Origin of the sequence: Duganella sp. HH101 (assembly GCF_001758795.1) — a bacterium.
In the GTDB taxonomy this organism is placed as follows: Bacteria; Pseudomonadota; Gammaproteobacteria; order Burkholderiales; family Burkholderiaceae_D; genus Rugamonas; species Rugamonas rivuli.
Window position 1 is genome coordinate 1 of record NZ_LRON01000018.1, and the last position, 21,602, is coordinate 21,602.

General features: G+C 67.7%; 14 protein-coding genes. 13 read left to right on the forward strand and 1 reads right to left on the reverse strand.

What is annotated here, in order from left to right; all coding sequences use genetic code 11:
• On the forward strand, nt 1-1,382 hold a 1,382-nt coding region (gene dsbD / locus DUGA2_RS23825; protein WP_070271921.1), incomplete at its 5' end, for a protein-disulfide reductase DsbD.
• 1 nt (nt 1,383) lies between these two features.
• Here the strand turns inward: dsbD and DUGA2_RS23830 are convergent.
• Nucleotides 1,384-1,881 (reverse strand): Spy/CpxP family protein refolding chaperone, encoded by a 498-nt coding sequence (locus DUGA2_RS23830; protein WP_070271922.1) that lies wholly within the window; start codon nt 1,879-1,881, stop codon nt 1,384-1,386.
• A 195-nt stretch (nt 1,882-2,076) separates the two neighbouring features.
• Between DUGA2_RS23830 and DUGA2_RS23835 the strand changes: the two genes are divergently transcribed.
• From DUGA2_RS23835 to DUGA2_RS23890, 12 genes are all read left to right on the forward strand, one after another.
• Entirely contained in the window at nt 2,077-2,805 is a 729-nt protein-coding gene (locus DUGA2_RS23835; RefSeq protein WP_070271923.1) for a response regulator, read from the forward strand.
• Nucleotides 2,802-4,157, forward strand: coding sequence for an ATP-binding protein (locus tag DUGA2_RS23840; protein ID WP_070271924.1), 1,356 nt, complete (start codon nt 2,802-2,804; stop codon nt 4,155-4,157). The genes DUGA2_RS23835 and DUGA2_RS23840 overlap by 4 nt, the downstream gene beginning before the upstream one ends.
• A 137-nt stretch (nt 4,158-4,294) precedes the next feature.
• Nucleotides 4,295-5,458, forward strand: a complete 1,164-nt coding sequence (locus tag DUGA2_RS23845) for an efflux RND transporter periplasmic adaptor subunit (RefSeq protein ID WP_070271925.1) — start codon at nt 4,295-4,297, stop codon at nt 5,456-5,458.
• Nucleotides 5,459-5,461: 3 nt separating this feature from the next.
• A complete protein-coding gene (locus DUGA2_RS23850) occupies nt 5,462-8,608 on the forward strand; it encodes an efflux RND transporter permease subunit (protein WP_070271926.1) in 3,147 nt (1,048 codons plus the stop codon).
• Between the two features lie 86 nt (nt 8,609-8,694).
• Nucleotides 8,695-10,608 (forward strand): FAD/NAD(P)-binding protein, encoded by a 1,914-nt coding sequence (locus DUGA2_RS23855; protein WP_070271927.1) that lies wholly within the window; start codon nt 8,695-8,697, stop codon nt 10,606-10,608.
• Nucleotides 10,609-10,797: 189 nt separating this feature from the next.
• Nucleotides 10,798-11,697, forward strand: coding sequence for a hypothetical protein (locus DUGA2_RS23860; RefSeq protein WP_070271928.1), 900 nt, complete (start codon nt 10,798-10,800; stop codon nt 11,695-11,697).
• A 133-nt stretch (nt 11,698-11,830) separates the two neighbouring features.
• A complete protein-coding gene (locus DUGA2_RS23865) occupies nt 11,831-12,721 on the forward strand; it encodes an ABC transporter ATP-binding protein (RefSeq protein WP_070271929.1) in 891 nt (296 codons plus the stop codon).
• A gap of 10 nt (nt 12,722-12,731) precedes the next feature.
• A complete protein-coding gene (locus DUGA2_RS23870; protein WP_070271930.1) occupies nt 12,732-16,316 on the forward strand; it encodes a M1 family aminopeptidase in 3,585 nt (1,194 codons plus the stop codon).
• A gap of 72 nt (nt 16,317-16,388) precedes the next feature.
• The gene (locus tag DUGA2_RS23875; protein ID WP_070271931.1) at nt 16,389-17,060 is read left to right on the forward strand and encodes an ABC transporter ATP-binding protein; all 672 of its coding nucleotides are present in this window, start codon (nt 16,389-16,391) and stop codon (nt 17,058-17,060) included.
• Nucleotides 17,057-19,063 carry an HlyD family secretion protein gene (locus DUGA2_RS23880; protein WP_070271932.1) on the forward strand — a complete coding sequence of 669 codons (2,007 nt, stop codon included), beginning with the start codon at nt 17,057-17,059 and terminating at the stop codon, nt 19,061-19,063. The genes DUGA2_RS23875 and DUGA2_RS23880 overlap by 4 nt, the downstream gene beginning before the upstream one ends.
• On the forward strand, nt 19,060-20,268 hold the full coding sequence (locus DUGA2_RS23885; protein ID WP_070271933.1) for an efflux RND transporter periplasmic adaptor subunit: 1,209 nt from the start codon (nt 19,060-19,062) through the stop codon (nt 20,266-20,268). The genes DUGA2_RS23880 and DUGA2_RS23885 overlap by 4 nt, the downstream gene beginning before the upstream one ends.
• Nucleotides 20,265-21,512, forward strand: coding sequence for an ABC transporter permease (locus DUGA2_RS23890; protein ID WP_070271934.1), 1,248 nt, complete (start codon nt 20,265-20,267; stop codon nt 21,510-21,512). The genes DUGA2_RS23885 and DUGA2_RS23890 overlap by 4 nt, the downstream gene beginning before the upstream one ends.
• Nucleotides 21,513-21,602: the final 90 nt, after the last annotated feature.

The following is a 21,602-nucleotide window of genomic DNA, read 5'->3' on the forward strand; positions in this document are numbered from 1 at the left end:
CCGCTGTCGGCGACGGCAAGCCGGCGCCGCTGACGCCCGGCGTCACCGTGCGCGCGATCCCGGCGCCGAACACCACCATCCTGGCGCCGCAGGCCGCGCCGGTGGCCGCCGCAGCCGCCCCGGTCGACGACGCCGGCCGCCTTGCCGCCGCGCTCAAGTCCGGCAAGCTGCTGGTGATCCTGCCGCTGTTCGCCCTGCTGGGACTGGGCCTGTCGTTCACGCCCTGCGTGCTGCCGATGGTGCCCATCCTGTCGTCGATCATCGTCGGCGAAGGCGAGCGCAGCAGCCGTGGACGCGGCCTGCTGTTGTCGGCCACGTACTCGCTCGGCATGGCCATCGTCTACACCATGCTCGGCGTGGCCGCCGGCCTGGCCGGCGAAGGCCTGGCCGCCGCACTGCAAAACCCGTGGGTGTTGGGCAGCTTTGGCGTGCTGATGGCGGCGCTGTCGCTGTCGATGTTCGGCTACTACGAGCTGCAGGTGCCGGCCTCCTGGCAATCCAAGCTGAGTACGGTGTCGAACCGTCAATCTTCCGGCAAGCTGGCCGGCGTGTTCGTCATGGGCGCGATCTCGGCGCTGATCGTCGGCCCTTGCGTGGCCGCGCCGTTGGCCGCCGCGCTGGTCTACATCAGCCAGAGCCGCGACGTGGTCATCGGCGGCGCCGCGCTGTTCGCCATGGCGGCCGGCATGAGCGTGCCGCTGATGCTGGTCGGCGTCTCGGCCGGGGCCTTGCTGCCCAAGGCCGGCATGTGGATGGATGCGGTCAAGCGCTTCTTCGGCGTGCTGATGCTGGCGATGGGCTGGTGGCTGGTGTCGCCGGTGTTGCCGGCCGCCGTGCAGATGCTGGGCTGGGCCGCGCTGCTGGTCGGCTACGGCATGTATCTGCTGCTGAATACGGGCCGCTGGGCGGCCAGGGCGGCAGGCGTCATCGTCGCCGTGCTGGGCCTGACGCAGCTGGTCGGCGTGGTCAGCGGCGGCCGCGATCCGCTGGCGCCGCTGGCCCACCTGGGCGGCAAGCACGAGGCGCCGCTGGCCTTCCAGCGCGTCAAGACCGTGCAGCAGCTCGACGCCGCGCTGGCGCAGACCGGCGGCAAGACCGCCATGCTGGACTTCTACGCCGACTGGTGCGTGTCCTGCAAGGAAATGGAAAAGCTGACCTTCGTCGATGCGCAAGTGCGCACGCGCCTGGCCAACACGGTGCTGCTGCAGGTGGACGTCACCGCCAACGACGCCGACGACAAAGCCATGCTGAAACGCTTCGGCCTGTTCGGCCCGCCGGGCATCATCCTGTTCGACAAGCAGGGCAGGGAAATCGACGGTGCCCGCGTCATCGGTTTCCAGGATGCGGCCAAGTTCGCCGCATCCCTGTCGCGCCTGAACTGATTCAACCGTGGTGGCCACCCCAGCCGCCGCGATGGCCCGGATGGCCGCCATGCGCGCCGCCCCGGGTGTGGTCGTCGAAGATGGCTTTCTGCTCGGCCGTCAGCTGGCTGTAGAAGGCCGTCAGCGCCGCCAGGTGGGCCTCCATTTTGACCTGGCGCTGTTTGCTCAGGTCGATCATCTTGGCCAGGCGGTCGGGCGCCGACATCTTGGCGACGGCATCGCGGTCAGGCAGCGTGCCGCCGGCGGCGGCCGGCTTGATGGCCGCCTGGTAGCTGGCCCACGCCGATTCCTGCTGCGCCGTCAGCTTCAGCAGGTCATGCAGCTTGGCCTGGCGCCTGGCGAACATCTCCTCCATCTTGGCCTGCATCTGCTCCCTGTTGACGACCGCGCCGTGACGGCCGACCGGCGGCGTCGAATTTTCAGCCTGCGCCTGCGCCTGCGCGGCCGCCATGCCCAGTACGGTAAAACCGATCAGTATGCTTTTGCGTAAGATGTTCATGGTGGTTCCTCTATCATTGAATTTAGGTATCGCGATGCGTGATCACCGCGCTTGAACCCATGTTGGCAGCGTAAGGTTGCCACGAAGTTTCGCCACCCGCGGATTTTGTATCCAGATGTTTCGTCCCTAGGGGGATATACAAGAAGATACAATTGGTGATTGGTCACGCACCGGCTATCTGGGGATAATTAGCACATGGAACCCACATCAACTATCTTGATCGTCGACGACGATCGCGACATCCGCACCCTGCTGGCCGACTACCTCGAATCGAACGGCTACCGCGCCCTGTGCGCCGCCGACGGCACCGCCATGTGGAAGCAGCTCGACGAAGCGCGGCCCGACCTGGTGGTGCTCGACCTCAACCTGCCCGGCGACGACGGCCTGACCCTGTGCCGCAAGCTGCGCGCCCACTCCACGCTGCCGGTCATCATGCTCACCGCCCGCAACGAACCGCTGGACCGCATCCTCGGCCTGGAAATGGGCGCCGACGATTACCTGCCCAAGCCGTTCGAACCGCGCGAACTGCTGGCGCGCATCCGCAGTGTACTGCGCCGCAGCAACGCCATGCCGGTCGGCAGCGGCGCCGAGAAGGCGCAGCAGATGCGCTTCTCCGGCTGGACGCTGGACCTGACCGCGCGCCACCTGCTCAACCCGGACGGCATCGTCATCATGCTGTCGGGCGCCGAGTTCCGCCTGCTCAAGGTCTTCCTCGAACACCCGAACCGCGTGCTCAACCGCGACCAGCTGCTGAACCTGACCCAGGGCCGCGACGCCGACCCGTTCGACCGCTCGATCGACATCCAGATCAGCCGCCTGCGCCAGAAGCTGGGCGAGGACGCGCGCCTGCCGCAAATCATCAAGACCGTGCGCAACGGCGGCTACGTGCTGGCCGGCACCGTCACCGTGGAGCCGCAGCAGTGAAAGCCTTTTTCGGATCGATGACCGGGCGCGTGTTCCTGGTCCTGCTGCTCGGCATCGTCGCCTCGGCGGCGCTGACCCAGTGGCTGGCCGTGGGCGAGCGCACCCGCGCGCTGGAACGCTACCGCGACTTCCACGCGCTGGAGCGCGCCGAGCAATTGATCACCACCGCCGACGTGCTGCCCGAAGCCTCGCGCCCGACCTATCTGCGCATGGCCAACCGCGGCACCGTGCGCCTCGAGGCGACCGACATGCCGCTGGCCACCGCGCTGCCGCCGACCGAGTTTTCGTCCGTCCTGCAGCAGCGCCTGGGCGAGGGCTACAAGCTGGGCCCGCTGGCCGAGCACCCGGCCGCCTGCGACCTGCCGCGCAAGAGCAACAACATCTTCGCGCCGACGCAATGGCGCGGCACCTGCGAAACCATGAACGTGCGCCTGCACGACGGCCAGGTGCTGAAGCTGTCCGTGCTGCCGCCGCGCGCGCCGCCGCCGTCGGCCCACAGCGAACTGCTGACCATGCTGCCCTTCCTGCTCAGCATTGCCGCGCTGGCCTACCTGGTCACGCGCATGACCGTGCGTCCGTTGAAGCAGCTGGCCCAGGCCGCCAAGGACCTGGGCAACGACATCAACCACGCGCCGGTGGTGCTGAGCGGCGCGGCCGAGATCCGCCAGGCCAGCGCCGCCTTCAACGCCATGCAGGCGCGCATCCGCCAGCACATCATGCAGCGCACGCAGATGCTGGCCGCCATCACCCACGACCTGCAGACGCCGCTGACCCGCCTGCGCCTGCGGCTGGAAAAAGTCGGCGACGCCGAACTGCAGCAGCGCCTGATCGACGACCTGTCGGCCATGCAGCAGATGGTCAAGGAAGGGCTGGACCTGGCGCGCAGCATGGACACCACGGAAACCATGCAGGCGCTGGACCTCGACGCGCTGCTCGACAGCGTGTGCAGCGACGCCACCGACGGCGGCCAGCAGGTCGAACTGCGCGGCCGCGCGGCGATGGCGCTGATGGGCCGGCCGCTGGCGATACGCCGCTGCCTGGTCAACCTGATCGACAACGCCGTCAAGTATGGCCATTACGCCAACGTTACCGTCGAGCGCATGGTGGGCGCGGCCCGCATCCGCATCCGCGACGGCGGCCCCGGCATCGACCAGGACCAGATGGCGCGCGTGTTCGAGCCGTTCTACCGCATCGAGACCTCGCGCTCGCGCGAATCCGGCGGCACCGGCCTGGGCCTGACCATCGCCCGCAACATCGCCGAGCAGCACGGCGCCAACGTCATGCTGTCCAATCATGCGGACGGCGGACTGGAGGTGACGCTGATCGTGCCGGAATACTACGCCGGCGCCTGAATCCGTCGACTAACTCTCGCTGCGAAAAAAGCGCCCGGCAGTTGCCGTGGCGCGGTTTTTCCAGTAAATACTGTGCGACAATATTCCGCCTTGTGCGAGGCGGCAATATTTTTCGACGGTAAAACCTAGTGCAAAAAATGAAAAAAACTTCCTTAGCATTTCTGGTCGGCGCCATCGTGGTGGTCGGCGGCGGCATCTGGGGCAGCACCCGTCAAACGGCCGAACCGCCGAAAGGCCAGGGCGCCCAAGGCGGCCAGCAAGGCCCGACCACCGTCAGCGTGGTCGCGCCGACGCGCCAGGACGTGCCGGTGGTGTTGCAGGCCAACGGCACCGTCACGCCGATCAGCACGGTGGACCTGCATCCGCAAACCACCAGCACCATCGCCAAGGTGCACATCAAGGAAGGCCAGTTCGTCAAATCGGGCGAGCTGATGTTCACGCTGGACGACCGCAGCGAACGCGCCAACGTCGACAAGGCCCAGGCCCAGGTCGCGCGCGACCAGGCCGCGCTGGCCGACTACGAGCGCCAGTACAAGCGTTCGATGGAACTGCTGTCCAAGAACTTCATCGCCCAGGGCGCCGTCGACACGCTCAAGAGCCAGGTCGATGCGGCGCGCGCGCTGCTGCAGTCCGACGTGGCGGCCGCGCGCTCGGTCGGCGTCGACGCCAGCTACACCGCGATCCGCGCGCCGATGAACGGCCGCGTCGGCGCCATCAACGTCTATCCGGGCAGCCTGGTGCAGCTGGCCACCTCGTTGACCACCATCACCCAGCTCGATCCGATCAATGTTTCCTTCACCTTGCCGGAGTCGGCGCTGAGCGGCCTGCTGCAGGCGCAGCATGAGGGCGCGGTGGCGGTCAAGGTCGCGCTGGGCAACTCCGACAAGGAAATCAGCGGCGCGCTGAGCTTCATCGACAACACCGTCGACCCGGTGGCCGGCGTGATCCGCGTGAAGGCCCAGTTCGACAACAAGGACACCATGCTGTGGCCGGGCCAGTACGTCAACACCAGGCTGATCTCGCAAGTGTTGAAAGATGCAACGGTGATCCCGCAAAACGCTATCATTAGCAACACCCGCGGCACCTTCATCTACGCGGTTGACGCCGACCAGTCCGCCAAGGTGGTCAACATCAAGCGTCTGTACTCCTTTGGCGACAATGCGGCCGTGTCCGGATTGAGCGGCAACGAGAAAGTCATCGTCGACGGCAAGCAAAACCTGCGGCCGGGGGGCAAGGTGCGTATCGCCTCCGCCGACAAGCCCGCCGAAGGCCCGGCCAACGGCGCCAAACAGAAGGGCTGAGCCATGAACCTTTCCGAGTTGTGCATCCGCCGTCCGGTCATGGTGGTGCTGTTGTCGCTGACCCTGATCCTGGCCGGCGTGCTGGCCTACTTCTACATCCCGGTGGCCGCGCTGCCGAGCTATAACACCCCGGTCATCAACGTCTCGGCCGACCTGCCGGGCGCCGCGCCGGACACGATGGCCTCGTCCGTCGCGCTGCCGCTGGAAAAGCAGTTCTCCACCATCGCCGGCCTGGCGCTGATCACCTCCACCAACACGCTGGGCAATTCCTCGCTGACCCTGGAGTTCGATCCCAGCGTCAACGTCAACGAAGCGGCGGTCGACGTCCAGGCGGCGCTGCTGCGCGCCCAGCGCCAGTTGCCGATCGAGATGACCGACCTGCCGTCCTACCGCAAGGTCAACCCGGCCGACGCGCCGGTGCTGTTCATGACGATGAACTCGCCGTCGCTGACCTTGGCCGAGCTGAACGACTACGCCGAAAACCTGATCGCCCCCAGCCTGTCGACCTTGCCGGGCGTGGCGCAAGTGACCGTCAACGGCCAGAAGCGCTTCGCCGTGCGCGTGCGCGCCAAGTCCGAGCTGATGAACGCCCGCAACCTGACGCTGGACGAATTGCAGCAGGCGATCAAGTCGGCCAACGCCAACACGCCGCTGGGCATCCTCGACGGCCCGAGCCAGACGCTGACCATCCAGGGCAACGCCCAGCTGATGAAGGCGTCCGAATTCGCCGAACTCATCGTCGCCCAGCGCAACGGCCAGCCGGTGCGCCTGAAGGACGTGGCGACGGTCGAGGACAGCTTCCAGTCGGTCAAGACCGCCGGCAGCTACAACGGCGAGCGCTCCATCGTGCTGCTGGTGCAGCGCCAGCCGGACGCCAACACCGTGCAGGTGGTCGACGGCGTGCGCCGCCTGCTGCCGCGCTTCAAGAACCAGCTGCCGGCGTCGATCAACATCAACCTGGTCAACGACCGCTCGGTGTCGATCCGCGAAGCCATCCACGACGTCAACCTGACCTTGCTGCTGACCATCTTCCTGGTGGTGATGGTGATCTTCCTGTTCCTGCGCCGCGCGGCCGCCACCTTCATCCCGGCCATCACCATGCCGATCTCGCTGCTGGGCGCGCTGGCCCTGCTGTACGCCTTCGGTTACAGCCTGGACAACGTCTCCCTGCTCGGCATCACGCTGGCGGTCGGCCTGGTGGTCGACGACGCCATCGTGGTGTTGGAGAACATCGTCCGCCACATCGAGCTGGGCAAGAAGCCCCTGCAGGCCGCGCTGATCGGCTCGAAGGAAATGGGCTTCACGATCATCTCGATCTCGGTCTCGCTGGTGGCCGTGTTCATCCCGATCTTCTTCATGCCCGGCGTGATCGGCCTGATGTTCCATGAATTCGCCGTGGTGGTGGCGTTGTCGGTGCTGGTGTCGGCGGCGGTGTCGCTGATGCTGGTGCCGATGCTGGCCAGCCGCCTGCTGCCGGCCGACGCCATCGACCCCGAGCACGACAAGGGCGGCTTCATCGGCCGCTGGTTCGAGGCCGGCTTCACCGCGCTGCGCAACGGCTATGTGCGCACGCTGGACATCGCGCTGCACCACCGCTACATCGTGCTGGCGGCGGCGATCGGCACCTTCGCGCTGACGGCGGTACTGTACATCACCATCCCGAAAGGCTTCTTCCCCGAGGAAGACCTGGGCCAGATCCGCGTCAACACGGAGGCGTCGGAAGACATTTCCTCGGCCTCGCTGCTGGACCTGCAGGAGCGCGTGGCGGCCGTCATCAAGGCCGACCCCAATGTGCAGGACGTGACGTCCTTCGTCGGCGGCGGCAACAGCGGCCGCATGTTCCTGGTGCTCAAGCCGCGCGACCAGCGCCAGAAGATGCCTCAGGTGCTCGACAGCCTGCGCAAGGCCACCAGGACCGTACCCGGCATCGCCGTCTACCTGAGCCCGGTGCAGAACCTGCAGCTGGGCGGACGCCCGTCCAAGAGCCGCTACCAGTACACGCTGCAATCGGTCAGCCCCGGCGCGCTCAACGAGTGGGCGCAGAAATACCTCGACCAGCTGCGCGCCGATCCGGACTTCCGCGACGTCACCAGCGATTCGCAGAACAAGGGCTTGCAAGCGTCGCTGAAGATAGACCGCGACAAGGCCAACAACCTCGGCGTGGCCATCGGCGACGTCCGCACCGCGCTCTACCTGGCCTTCGGCGAGCGCCAGGTGTCGACCATCTACTCGCCGGCCGCCAGCTACTACGTGATCCTGGAGGCGGCCACCGCCGACCGCCAGTTCGATGACGCATTGACCCGCATCTCGGTGCGCAACAAGAGCGGCAACCTGGTGCAGCTGTCCAGCTTTGCCACGGTCCAGCGCACCATCGGCCCGACCGCCGTCAACCACCAGGGCCAGCTGCAGGCGATCACGCTGTCGTTCAACCTGGCGCCGGACGTCCCGCTGGGCAAGGCCACCGCCAAGATCGACCAGATGGGCCTGGACATGCATCTGCCGCCGTCCATCATCACCAACTACGGCGGCGACGCGGCGGTGTTCCAGAGTTCTCAGGGCAGCCAGCTGATCCTGATCATCGCCGCGCTGGGCGTGATCTACGTGCTGCTGGGCGTGCTGTACGAAAGCTATATCCATCCGCTGACCATCCTGGCCGGCCTGCCGTCGGCCGCCGTCGGCGCCTTGCTGACCTTGCGCCTGTTCAACCTGGACCTGACGATGATCGCCATCATCGGCATCCTGATGCTGATCGGTATCGTCAAGAAGAACGCCATCATGATGATCGACTTCGCGCTGCACGTGCAGCGCAACGAGGGCCGCACGCCGGCCCAGGCGATCCGCGAAGCCTGCGTGCTGCGCTTCCGTCCTATCATGATGACCACCATGGCGGCGCTGATGGGCGCCTTGCCGATCGCGCTGGGCCTGGGCGCCGGCGCCGAGCTGCGCCAGCCGCTGGGCCTGGCCGTGGTGGGCGGCCTGATCTTCTCGCAAGTGATCACGCTGTACATCACGCCGGTGATCTACCTGTTCCTCGACAAGTACAGCGGCAGCGGCCCGATGGGCGACGCCGAGCTGGCCGGCGACGCCGCGCCGGTGGCCGAGGGCGTCCATGCCTTGCCATTGAAGGCCGTCAACACCGTCAAACACTGAGCATCGAAGAATTGAGCATCGACAAGTTGCTCTGAAAACCGTCTCTTTATCATGGGCAAGTTAGCCTGGATAAAGGACGGTTGGAAATGAAACGCTACAGTGTCACCATCATCGGTATGGGCCCGCGCGGGCTCAGCGTTTTTGAACGCATCGCCGCGATCGCCGGCAGCCGCCGGCTGCCGCTCGACATCCACGTGGTCGAACCCGGCGACTGCGGCCCCGGCGTGCACAGCGTGCGCCAGCCGCAGCATCTGCTGATCAACACCATCGCCAGCCAGGTCACGCTGTTCCCGGCGGCCGGCGCGGTCCAGCACCCGCCGCTGTGCGCCACGCCCTCGCTGACCGCGTGGGCGCGCCAGGCCGGCTACCGCCGCGTCGGCGAGCGCTACTACCGCCTCGGCGGGCACGGCGGCGCCGACATCACCGAAGCCGACTACCTGCCGCGCTGCCTGCTGGGCGAATACCTGGCCTGGGCCTACCGCCAGATCGCCGCCGTGCTGCCCTCGTGCGTCAACCTGAACCACCACCGCCAGCGCGCCGTCGACCTGCTGCCGCCGGCGGACGGCCGCTACGCCGTCGAGCTCGAAACGGGCTATCGCTTGCACAGCGACTTCGTCTTCCTGACCACCGGCCACGGCCGCAACGAACCCGACGCGGTCGACGCCCGGCTGGCCGCTTTCGCCCGCGACCACGCGCGCAGCAACAGCCGGCTGGCCTTCGTGCGCCACGCCTATCCGCTGGAGCGGCTGGCGCGCATCGGCGCCGACGCCCGCGTCGCCATCCAGGGCCTGGGCCTGAGCGCGCACGACATCATCGCCGAGCTGACGGTGGGACGCGGCGGCGCCTTCGTGGAAGACGGGCAGGGCAACTTGCGCTACCAGCGCTGCGGCGCCGAGCCGCACCTGACGCTGTGCTCGCGCAACTGCCTGCCGGCGGCGGCGCGCGGCGTCAACCAGAAGGGACTGGACGGCCGCCACCAGCCGCACTACTTCACGCCGGCCGCGGTGGACGCGCTGCGCCGCATGGCGCTGGCCGGACGCGGCAGCCGCCAGCTCGATTTCGAACGCGAGCTGCTGCCGCTGCTCAAGCGCGAAATGGCCTGGGTCTACCGCAGCACGCTGGCCATGGCCCAGCCTGGCGGCGTCGCGCCCGATCCGGCCGGCTTCGTGCTGACGGCCGAGGACGACGTGCTGGTCGACCAGCTGCTGTTCCCGCTGCGCGGGCGCCGCTTCGCCACGCTGGAAGCGTTCCGCCGCTACTTCACCGACTGGCTGCGCGACGACCTGGCCGAGGCGCGGCTGGGCAATGTTGGCAGCGCGACCAAGGCCGCCACCGACGTGCTGCGCGATGTGCGCGCCACGCTGCAGGCGGCCGTCGAGCACGGCGGCCTGACGCCGGCCTCGCACCGCAACTTCCTCGGCGTCTACCACGCGGCCATCAACCGCAGCGCCTTCGGACCGCCGCTGCGCCGCAACCAGGAATTGCTGGCGCTGCTGGACGCGGGCGTGATCGAGATCGTCTCCGGCCCGCGCAGCCGCATCGACATGGATGAGCAGGCGGCCAGCTATGTGCTCGGCACCGGCTTCGCCGACGGCGCCGTCGCGCATGCCTTCGATGTGCTGGTGGTGGCCCGGCTGGACGGCTTTTTCCCCGCCACCGACGATTCCTTACTCATCCGTAATGTGCTGAAGCGCGGGCTGGTGCGGCCGTATTGCAACGGCGATTTCCACCCCGGCGGCATCGACATCGACGCCGGCGGCCAGCCGCTGGATGCGCGTGGACTAGCCTCGGGCAGGCTGTGGGCGCTGGGCTACCTGGTGGAGGGCGCGCACTACTACACGCACGCCTTGCCGCGCCCGCAACTGCGCTCGCGCCAGGTGCTGGACGCCGACCGCTGCGTCCACGCCATGTGCGCGCAGATGGACGAGCTGCCCCGGCCCGCCGCCCGCCGCGCCGTCGCCGAAACCGCCGCCACGGCCTTGCCGCAGGCGGCTTTGTAAAGCCGGTTGATACATACGGTAACACCCGTCAAGACGCGGAACTTGTAAGCTATTCCCCTTGAATACCCTGGAGCGTACGCGCTGCAGCCCGGCGCGTTATCATGGCTGTGCACAGCGGTTCCCAAAATTGCGGGACTCTGGCACTATGGCCGCATTTTGTCGACGTCGTTCCAATCAAGGTTTGCTATTTTGCATCACGATTCCCACTTACTCTCTGCAAATTCCGAATATTGCGAAGCTTGCGGCCAGCGTCTGCCCGAGGCCGGCGAGAGGTATGCCGCGTGGGATCGTCAATCGCAGTCCAGGCGGGTCGGCATCGGCATTTCCATCGCGCTGCACCTGATCGGCGTGCTGTACTACTTCCTGGCGCCCGCGCCCGAACGCAAGCATGCCGCGCCGCCCAAGGGCGGGACGATGGTCTACATCGCGCCGTTGCCGGAAAAGAAAAACCCGAACAAGCCGCAACCGAAGAAAACCGAAGTGGCCAAGGCCAGCAAGCCGCCGCCGCCGAAGCAGGTGGCGTCGCGGGATGCGCCGGCCGCCATCCGTCCCAAGCTGGAAACCTATGTGCCGCCGGTGCAGGCGACGATGACGCCGCCGCCCGAGCAGGACATGTCCGAGATGATCGCCAAGCGCCGCGCCGCGCGCGAGGCCAACAATCCGCAACCGGCGCCGCCGGCCCCGGCCGAGAGCGACGCCGAGCGCTCGCTGCGCATCGCCAAGGCCAATATCGCCGGCGCCCAGGGCCGCTCCGGCGGCGCCGACAAGGACGACACCGGCGGCATCTTCTCGGTCGACAAGAGCTACCACAGCGCCGACGTGAAGTTCCGCGGCTGGAACACCAACTTCAAGCGCAACTGGACCCAGCAGCTGCACGTGGAGCAGGGCGCCGAACCGGATATCGAAACCGCCGTGGTCAAGGAAATGATCAAGGTGATCCGCAAGGAAAAGACCGGCGACTTCCCGTGGGAATCGCGCCGCCTGGGCAAGGTGGTGGTCATGAGCGCCCGCAAGGAGGACGAGAAGGACTTGATCGCCTTCCTGCTGAAAGAGATGTTCCCCGAGTACACGCGCGGCGCCTCCCGTTAATTTTTACCGAAAAACCACGCTCCATCCCCCAAAACCGCCGTTTGGTCGCAAAAACCCTGATAGCTTGACAACTTTACTTTAAAGTAACTTTGTTGCGGATTCCATCCGTCCCCCTATCAGGAGAATGTGTTCCATGCTATCGATCAAACAGCTGAGCAAGACTTACGCCAACGGCGTCAAGGCCATCAACGATGTCACGCTCGACATCCCCAACGGGATGTTCGGCCTGCTGGGCCCCAACGGCGCCGGCAAGTCTTCGCTGATGCGCACCATCGCCACGCTGCAGGATCCCGATAGCGGCAGCATCCATTTCGACGGCCTCGACGTGCTGGCCCAGCCCGAGGCGCTGCGCCGCCAGCTCGGCTACCTGCCGCAGGATTTCGGCGTCTACCCCAAGGTGACGGCCGAGGTGCTGCTGAACCACTTCGCCGTGCTCAAGGGCCTGACCGGGCGCGGCGAGCGCAAGGAAGCGGTCGAGGCGCTGCTGCACCAGACCAATCTGTGGGAAGCGCGCAAGCGCGGCCTGGGCACCTACTCGGGCGGCATGCGCCAGCGCTTCGGCATCGCCCAGGCGCTGCTCGGTTCGCCACGGCTGGTGATCGTCGACGAGCCGACCGCCGGCCTCGACCCCGACGAGCGCAACCGCTTCCTCAACCTGCTGGCCAAGATCGGCGAGCAGGTGGTGGTGATCTTGTCGACCCACATCGTGGCCGACGTCACCGACCTGTGCCCGCGCATGGCGCTGATCGTCAAGGGCGAGGTGCAGCTGCAGGGCGAGCCGCAGGCCACCATCGACACGCTGCGCAGCAAGGTCTGGCGCCGCAGCGTCAGCCCCGAGGCGCTGGCGGACTACCAGCAGCGCATGAAGGTGCTGCACACCCGCCTGGTCGGCGGCAAGCCGCAAATCAATGTCTACGCCGACAGCCAGCCCGAGGAGGGCTTCATCCAGGTCGAGCCGGATCTGGAAGATGTGTACTTCCTGCATGTGCGTAACGCCGCCGCTTCCGCGGCCGCCGTGGTCTGAGGGGCCCGCCATGTTGATGGAATTCTTTAAATTCGATTTGCGCTACCAGCTGCGCCAGCCGCTGCTGTGGGTGACGGGGCTGATCCTCGGCCTGATGGCCTTCGGCGCCTCCACCAGCGACGCCATCCAGGTCGGCGGGGCGATCGGCAATGTGCACCGCAACGCGCCGGTGGTCGTGGCTCAGCTGCTGGGCTCGTTCACCGTGGTGTCGACCTTCATCGTCACCATCTTCATCGCCGGCACCGTGCTGCGCGACAGCGAGGTCGGCATTTCCGACATGCTGTTCGCCACGCCGATGCGCAAGTACCAGTACCTGGCCGGGCGCTTCATCGCCGGCCTGGTGGCTTGCCTGAGCATCTTCGTGCTGATCGCCGTCGGCATCCTGCTGGGGCCGGTGATGCCGTGGGTCGACGCCGCGCGCGTCGGTCCGCTGTCGCTGTCGGCCTACCTGTGGGGCTTCTGCTTCTTCGTCATTCCCAACCTGGTCTTCATCGGCGCCTTGCTGATGCTGCTGGCCTCCACCACCCGCTCGATGATGCTGGTCTACGTGGGCGTGCTGGGCTTCTTCGTGCTGTGGATCGTCGCCGGCGTCTTCACCCGCGACATCAACAGCGAATGGACCGCCGTGCTGCTCGACCCGTTCGGCGTGCGCGCCTTCAGCCGCGCCGTGCGCTACTTCTCGGCCGCCGAATCGAACGCCGGCCTGCCGCCGTTCAGCGGTTTCCTGCTGGCCAACCGCGCGTTGTGGCTGGCTGTGGCGCTGGTGTTCTTCGGCGCCACGCTGGTGCTGTTCAAGCCGCAGCGCGCCGGCACCGGCCGCCGCCTGTTCGGCAAGGCCAAGGCAGCGGCCGCCGCGTCCGCGCCTGCGCCGTCGAACCTGGCGCTGCCGCGCAGCGTGGCGCGCTTCAGCGCCGCCACCGGCTGGCTGCAGTGCTGGCACATCCTGCGCTTCGACGCCGTGGGCGTGTTCAAGAGCGTGCCCTTCCTGGTGATGCTGCTGTTAGGCGTGCTGAACTTCGTCGGCGCCGTCACCCAGGCCGGCGCCAACTTCGGCACCACCGTCTATCCCGTCACCTACCTGATGCTGCGCACCCTGAGCGGCAGCTTCAACTTCATGCTGATCATCGTGCTGACCTTCTACGCCGGCGAGCTGATCTTCAAGGAGCGCCAGGTCAAGATCGCCGACGTCAGCGACGCCATGCCGGTGCCGGACTGGGCGCCGCTGCTGGCCAAGTGCCTGGCGCTGGTGGGCGTGATCGCCGGCTTCCTGCTGGCCGGCGTGCTGGCGGGCGCGGCCTACCAGCTGTTCAAGGGCGGCGCGCCGGTCGAGGTCGGCCTGTACGTCCAGGGCGTGCTGCTGGAGTCGATGTTCTTCGTGCTGATGGGCCTGCTGGCGCTGACGCTGCAGGTCTTCACCAACAACAAGTTCATCGGCTACCTGCTGGTGATCGTGCTGATGGTGTCGCAGATCGTGCTGAGCATCATGCACTTCGACCACAACCTGTACAACTTCGCCGCGCTGCCGGGCCTGCGCTACTCGGACATGAACGGCTACGGCCACTTCCTGACCGGCTGGTCGTGGTTCGCGCTGTACTGGAGCCTGTTCACGGCGGCCTTGCTGGTGCTGGCGCAGGCGTTCTGGGTGCGCGGCCTGGCGCGTCCATGGCGCGAGCGCGTGCGCGTGGCCGCCGTCCGCCTGAAGGGCTCGTCCGGCGTGGCGCTGGCCATGCTGCTGGCCGGCTTCGTCGGCAGCGGCGCCTGGATCTTCTACAACACCAACGTGCTGAACCGGTACGAGGCGTCCGACGTCGGCATGGACAAACAGGCCCGCTACGAAAAGCTGTACCGCCAGTACAAGGGCTTGCCGCAACCGCGCATCACCGACGTGCGCGCCGACGTCGACATCTATCCGGCCGAGCGCCGCGTGGCGATACGCGGCCACTACCTGCTGGAAAACAAGACCGGCCTGCCGCTGGACGTGCTGCGCATCCAGCTCAACACCGACGTCGAGACCCGCTTCGACAATCTGCCGCCGCACACGGTGGTGTTGGACGACAAGGAAGCCGGCTTCAGCATCATCAAGCTGACGCAGCCGCTGGCGCCCGCCGCCAAGCTCAACCTGGACTTCAACGTGGACATCCACAACCAGGGCTTCACCAACAGCGGCGCCGCCGACAACATCAACCTGAACGGCACCTTCTTCAACAACCAGGCCTACTTCCCGCACTTCGGCTACAACGAGCAGGTCGAGCTGACCGACCGCAACGAGCGCCGCAAGCGCGGCCTGGGCGAACCGGTGCGCATGGCCAGGCTGGAGGACGAGAAGGCGCGCGCCAACGCCATCTTCAGCAACGAGGCGGACTGGATCAACTTCGAGACCACGGTCTCGACCAGCGCCGACCAGATCGCCGTCGCCCCCGGCTATCTGCAGAAGCGCTGGGAGCAGAACGGCCGCCGCTACTTCCACTACAAGATGGACCGGCCGATGGTGCCGTTCTTCGCCTACCTGTCGGCGCGCTGGCAGGTGCGTAAGGGCGAGTGGAAGGGCTTGCCGATCGAGATCTACTACGACGCCAAGCACGCCTACAACGTCGACCGCATGATCACCTCGGCGCAGAAGTCGCTCGACTATTTCGAGGCCAACTACACGCCCTACCAGCACAAGCAGGTGCGGGTGCTGGAGTTCCCGAACTACCAGAGCTTCGCGCAATCGTTCGCCAACACCATCCCGTATTCGGAATCGATAGGCTTCATCGCCGACCTGCGCGACAAGGACGACATCGACTACGTCTACTACGTCACCGCGCACGAGATGGCGCACCAGTGGTGGGGCCACCAGGTGGTGGGCGCCAACGTCCAGGGTTCGACCATGCTGATCGAAGCGCTGGCGCAGTACTCGGCGCTGATGGTGATGGAGAAGGAATACGGCCGCGACAAGCTGCGCCGCTTCCTGCGCTTCGAGCTGGACCACTACCTGCGCGACCGGGGCGGCGAACTGGTCGAAGAGCAGCCGCTGATGCGCGTGGAGAACCAGCAGTACATCCACTACCGCAAGGGCAGCCTGGTGTTCTACCGCCTGCGCGACGAGATCGGCGAGGCGGCGCTCAACCGCGCGTTGAAGCGCTTCCTGCAGGACAAGGGCTATCAGCAGGCGCCGTACACCACCAGCCGCGAACTGCTGGCCTACATCCGCGCCGAGGCGCCGCAGGACAAGCAGGCGCTGATCACCGACCTGTTCGAGAAGATCGTCTTCTACGACAACCGCGTGACCGAGGCCAAGGCCCGCAAGCGCGCCGACGGCCAGTGGGACGTGACGATGACGCTGCACCTGGCCAAGCTGGAGGCGGACGGCAAGGGCAAGGAGACGCCGCGCGCTTACGACGAACCGGTGGAGATCGCCGTGTTTGCCCGCGCCAAGGGCGCCAAGGAGCGCGACGAGCGCGTGCTGTTCAGCGAGAAGCGCGTGTTGCAGGGCAGCGATCCGGTGCTGACGGTGACGGTCAAGGAGCAGCCGTTCGAGGTCGGCGTCGATCCCTACAACAAGATGATCGACCGCGTCTCGCGCGACAACCGCAAGGAAGTCGGCGTCGAGTAAGCAGCCGAGGCCTTGCACTAAAATACAAGTTGGTTAATTGACAAAACCATCATCGCCGGAGATACTTCGGCGATGATACAACTCAGCGATATCCGCAAGACCTACCGCCAGGGCGGCAACGACATCCGTGCCCTCGACGGCATCGACCTGCATATCGCGCCCGGCGAGTTCGTCGCCATCATGGGGCCGTCCGGCTCCGGCAAATCCACCTTGTTGAACGTGCTCGGCGCGCTGGACCGGCCCGACAGCGGCCGCTACCGCCTGGCCGAGGACGAGATCAGCGCCCTCGACGACGACGCCGCCTCCGAAGTGCGCAACCGCCGCATCGGCTTCGTGTTCCAATCCTTCCACCTGCTGCCGCGCCTGACCGTGCTGGAGAACGTGCTGCTGCCGCAGCGCTACGCCCGCAGCGCCGATCCGGCCGCCGCCGGCCGCGCCGTCGCGCTGCTCGAACGCATCGGCCTGGGCGAGCGCACCGGCCACTTGCCGGGCCAGCTGTCCGGCGGCCAGTTGCAGCGCGCCGCCATCGCCCGCGCGCTGCTGAACCAGCCGGCGCTGCTGCTGGCCGACGAGCCCACCGGCAACCTCGATTCCAGGAGCGCCGCCGACGTCATGGCGCTGCTGAAGGAGTTGCACGCGGGCGGGCAGACGCTGGTGCTGGTCACGCACGATCCCGACATCGCCGCCGGCGCCCAGCGCACCATCCACCTGCGCGACGGCCGCATCGACCAGGGCCACGCATGAAGCCGCGCCTGAAACGCTCCACCGTCGCCGTGCTGTGCGCCGTGCCGCTGCTGGCCGCCGGCATCGCCGCCGCCGTCTCGTCCGCCGGCGCATCGCATACCGCAGCAGCGGCAGCGCCATCCACGCCGCACGCCGCCGGCGCGCAGGCGCCGGCCAGGCGCCCGGTGCTGCTGACCGGCGAAGTCGAGGCGCTCGACACGCAGACCATCGTCGTGCCGCCATCGAACTCGTCGCCGCTGGTGCTGCGCAACTTCGTGGCCGAGGGCACGCAGGTCAAGGCGGGCGACCTGGTGCTGCGCATCGAAACCGGCGGCGCCGCCAATATCGACCGCCTGAAGACGGAACTCGAACGCACCGCCGCGCGCGTCGAGCGCGACACCGCCAACCTCGAAGCGGGCGCCATCGATACCGAGAAAGCGCTGATCACCGCCGAGGCCGCGCTGGCCAAGGCCAAGGTGGACGCCGCGCTGCCCAAGCTGCAGATCACGGCGCTGAACTACGACCGCAACCAGGCCGAGCTCGACCGCGCCACGCGCGACCTGGCGATCAAGCGCGAAGCGCGCGACAACTACCGGCAATCGGTATCGCGCCGCCGCGAGGACGGCGCGCTGGAAGTGAAGAAACTGCAGATCAACCTGGCCTTCCAGATCGCCCAGCTCAAGCAGGCCGAAGTGCGCGCCGCGCGCGACGGCGTGGTGGTGCACGGCTACAGCCCGTGGAAGGGCGAGCGCTTCGAAGAAGGCTCGTCGGCCTGGCCAGGCAACGCCGCCGGGGTGGTGCAGGGCGACGGCCAGATGGCGGTGACAGCCTGGGTGCTGGAAGCCGACCGGCCCTACCTGACCGAAGGCGACGCACTCGGCCTGCGCTTCGACGCGCTGCCGGGCGCCGCGCTGACCGGCAAGATCCTCGGCATCACCAGCGCGCCGGAAGCGCGCGCCAGCTGGGGCAGCGGCCGCTACTTCCGCGTCCGCATCGGCCTGCCGGAAGGACATGGTTTGCCGCTGGTGGCGGGCATGAGCGTGTTTGCCGAACCGCACGCCGGCGCGGGCGCCGCGCGCAGGCCGGCCGCCGCCGCCGAGGCGCCGTCCATCGAAGGCGAGATCGCCTCGCGCCAGGCGCTGCCGGTATCGCCGCCGAGCATCCCGTATGTGTGGCAGTACAAGCTGGCCAGCATCGCCCCCGAGGGGGCGATGGTCGAGGCCGGCCAGACCATCGCCCAGTTCGAATCGGGCGAAGTCACCACCCAGCTGATGCAGCAGCAAGGCCAGCTCAGGGAAAAGCAGCGGGCGCTGGAAAAGATGCTGCTCGACCAGGCCGAGGCCGACCGCGCCGGCGAACTGGCCGTGGCCGAGGCGCAAAGCAATGCCGAGAAGGCCGAACGCAAGGCCACCCAGCCGAAGGAATTGATACGCCGCGTCGACTACGACAAGCTGGTTATCGAGCGCACCGAAAAGACCGCGCTGGCCAAGCTGGCCGTCACGCAGCGCGCCGTGCAGATCCGCGCCCGCCGCGCCGAACGCACCGGCCTGCAGGCGGAAGTGGCCGACATCCAGCAGCAGCTGGCCGCGCTGACCAGGGGCCAGGCGGCGATGACCGTGGTGGCGCCGCGCAAGGGCTTGCTGATGTACCGCACCACCTTCTCGGGCGAGAAGGTCACGGTCGGCAGCCAGGTGTGGATGGGGCTGTCGGTCGCCACGCTGGCCGATCCGGGCCAGCTGTACATCAACGCCACCATCCCGGAGGCGCAGGCCTCGCTGGTCCATGTGGGGCAGAAGGCCCGCGTGACGGTGCCGGGCGCCAACCAGGCGCTGAACGCCCACGTGGTCGCGCTGGGCCGGGCCTTCCACGGCAAGTCCACCGCGCAATCGACCATCGTGCGCAATCTCGAACTGCAGTTTGACGACAACCCTCAGGGCCTCAAGCCGGGCGCCGCCGTGCAGGCCGTGCTGGTGGCCGATGCCGCCGGTGCAGACGATAAGCGCAGCAAGGAGCGCAAGCAATGAACAAGCATGTACTGAGCGTGGCCGCAGTGCTGGCGCTGGCCGGCTGCGGCGACAGCGCCACCACCGCACCCGGCGCCATCGAAACCCTGGCCGCGCGGCCGTGGTCGGAAACGCTGGCGGTGGACGGCGAAATCAAGGCCGCCGCCAGCACCACGCTGCCCGTGCCCGGCAGCGGCTGGAGCAGCCGCGTGCTGGTGAGCATGGTGGCCGACGGCAGCGCCGTCCGCAAGGGCGACGTGGTGGCGCGCTTCGACGCGCCGCAGGCGCGCATGGAACTGTCGCAGGCCGAGCTGGAACTGCTGCGCAAGACCATCGCCGAAGCCGGCAACTCCGGCAACGCCGCCGTCGAACGCAGCACGCTGGCCGGCGAGCGCGCCAAGGTCGAGGACGATCTCGGCCTGAGCCAGCGCTACGCCAAGGTCGACCTGACCATCTTCGCCCGCAACACCATCCTCGACGCGCTGGCCGACGTCGGTTTCCTCAGCACCAAGCGCACTTACCTGGACTGGAAAGGCGGCCAGGCGCAGGCGCGCACGGCGGCGCAGGACGCGGTGCTGCACTCGCAGCGCGACAGCGTGGAGCAGGGCGCCAAGCGCAACCGCGACAGCCTGGCCGGGCTGGAGCTGGTGGCGCCGCACGACGGCGTGTTCCTGCTGGTGCCGCGCTGGGACGGCGCCAAGCCGGAGGTCGGCGCCAGCCAGTCGGCCGGACAGGAGTTCGGCATGCTGCCCGACCTGCACCAGCTGGTGGCGCACTTCAGCGTGGCCGAGGGCCAGGCCTACGGCCTCAAGCCCGGCCTGCCGGTGCAGGTGCGCCTGGCCGGCACCGGCACCGCGCTGACGCTGACCGTCACCCGCGTCGGCAGCAGCGCCAGCACCACCTCGCAGGAATCGCCGGTCAAGTACAGCGACTTCGACGCCGCCATCCCCAACGACACCGCGCTCAAGCTGGGCCTGAAGCCGGGCCAGGCGCTGCGCGGCAGCGTGCAGCTGGTGGCGCGGCCGGCCGCGCTGACCGTGCCCAACCTGGCGTTGGTGCAGGAGGGCGCGGGCTACGCCGTCTACACGGACGAGCAGGGCAAGCCGGTGCGGCACAAGATCGAACTGGGGCAGCGCGGACCGGTGCGTAGCGAACTCAAAAGCGGACTGACGGCCGGCGCGCGCATCGTGCTGCTGCCGCCATCGACAACGGCGGTAAAGTCATGAACTTCGGCATGAATCTGGCATTGATACGGGAAGCCGTTACTGAACTGCAGCGGCGCAAGCTGCGCACCGGCCTGACCCTGCTGGGCATGATCTTCGGCGTCGCCGCCATCGTCGCCATGCTGGCGGTGGGCGAGGGCAGCAAGCGCGAGGCCTTGCGCCTGGTGGCCGAGCTGGGCCTGGACAATGTGCTCATCGAAAGCAAGGCCATCGATCCCGAGCAGCTGAAGGAAATCCGCACCCGTTCGCTGGGCCTGTCGGCGGCCGACGCCGACGCCGCCTTGCTGGTGGTGCCGGGCGCGCAGTCGGTGGCGTTGAAGAAGGAAATCAAGGTCGAGCAGCTGGTGCTGGGCGACAAGGTGGTCAGCGGCCGCGCCTATGCCGTGTCGCCGTCGTACGCGTCGCACAGCGGCCTGCAGGTGGCCGCCGGGCGCTGGCTGGCGGTGCAAGATGGCGCCACGCTGGCGCCGGTGTGCGTGGTCGGCGCGCGGCTGGCGCGCACCCTGTTCGGCGACGGGCCGGCGGTCGGCCAGCGGGTCAAGCTCAACCACGTGTGGCTGGAGGTGGTGGGCGTGCTGGCCGACCGCGCGCAAAGCAAGTCGGATTTCGAGGGCGTCAAGCTGGGGCTGGACGACGAGCGCCTGTTCGTGGCGTGGGAGACGGGACGGGCGCGCTTTGCCTTCAAGCGCATCGAGGACGAGGTGGACGGCATCAGCGTGCGCCTGGGCGCGGGCGTGGCGCCGGACAGCGCGGCGCGCGTGCTGCAGGCGCTGATCGCGCAGCGCCACGGCGGCGCCGACGACACCAACCTGATCGTGCCGATGGGCCTGTACCGCCAGAACCAGCAGACGCAGCGCATCTTCACCATCGTCATGAGTTCGATCGCGGCGGTGTCGCTGCTGGTGGGCGGCATCGGCATCATGAACATCATGCTGGCCAATGTGCTGGAGCGGCGGCGCGAAGTGGGGTTGAAGCGTGCGCTGGGCGCGCGCCGGCGCGACGTGGTCGAGCAGTTTTTGGCGGAGGCGCTGGTGATCGCCGTCAGCGGCGCGTTGCTGGGGGTGGTGCTGGGCGCGGTGGCGGCCTACAGCATCGCCGCGCTGGCCGGCTGGTCGGTGGCGTGGTCGCCGTTGAGTTTGATCGTGGCGGTGCTGCTGTGCGTGGGCGTGGGGCTGGCGTTCGGCGTGTTCCCCGCGCGCCAGGCCGCCGCGCTCGACCCCATCGCCGCCTTGCGCAGCGACGGCTAAAAAAACGGGGTCAAGTCTGACATTTGGACACGGGCTCTGCCGTAAGCAGCGTTACGGCAGAGCTCGTGTCCAAATGTCAGACTTGACCCC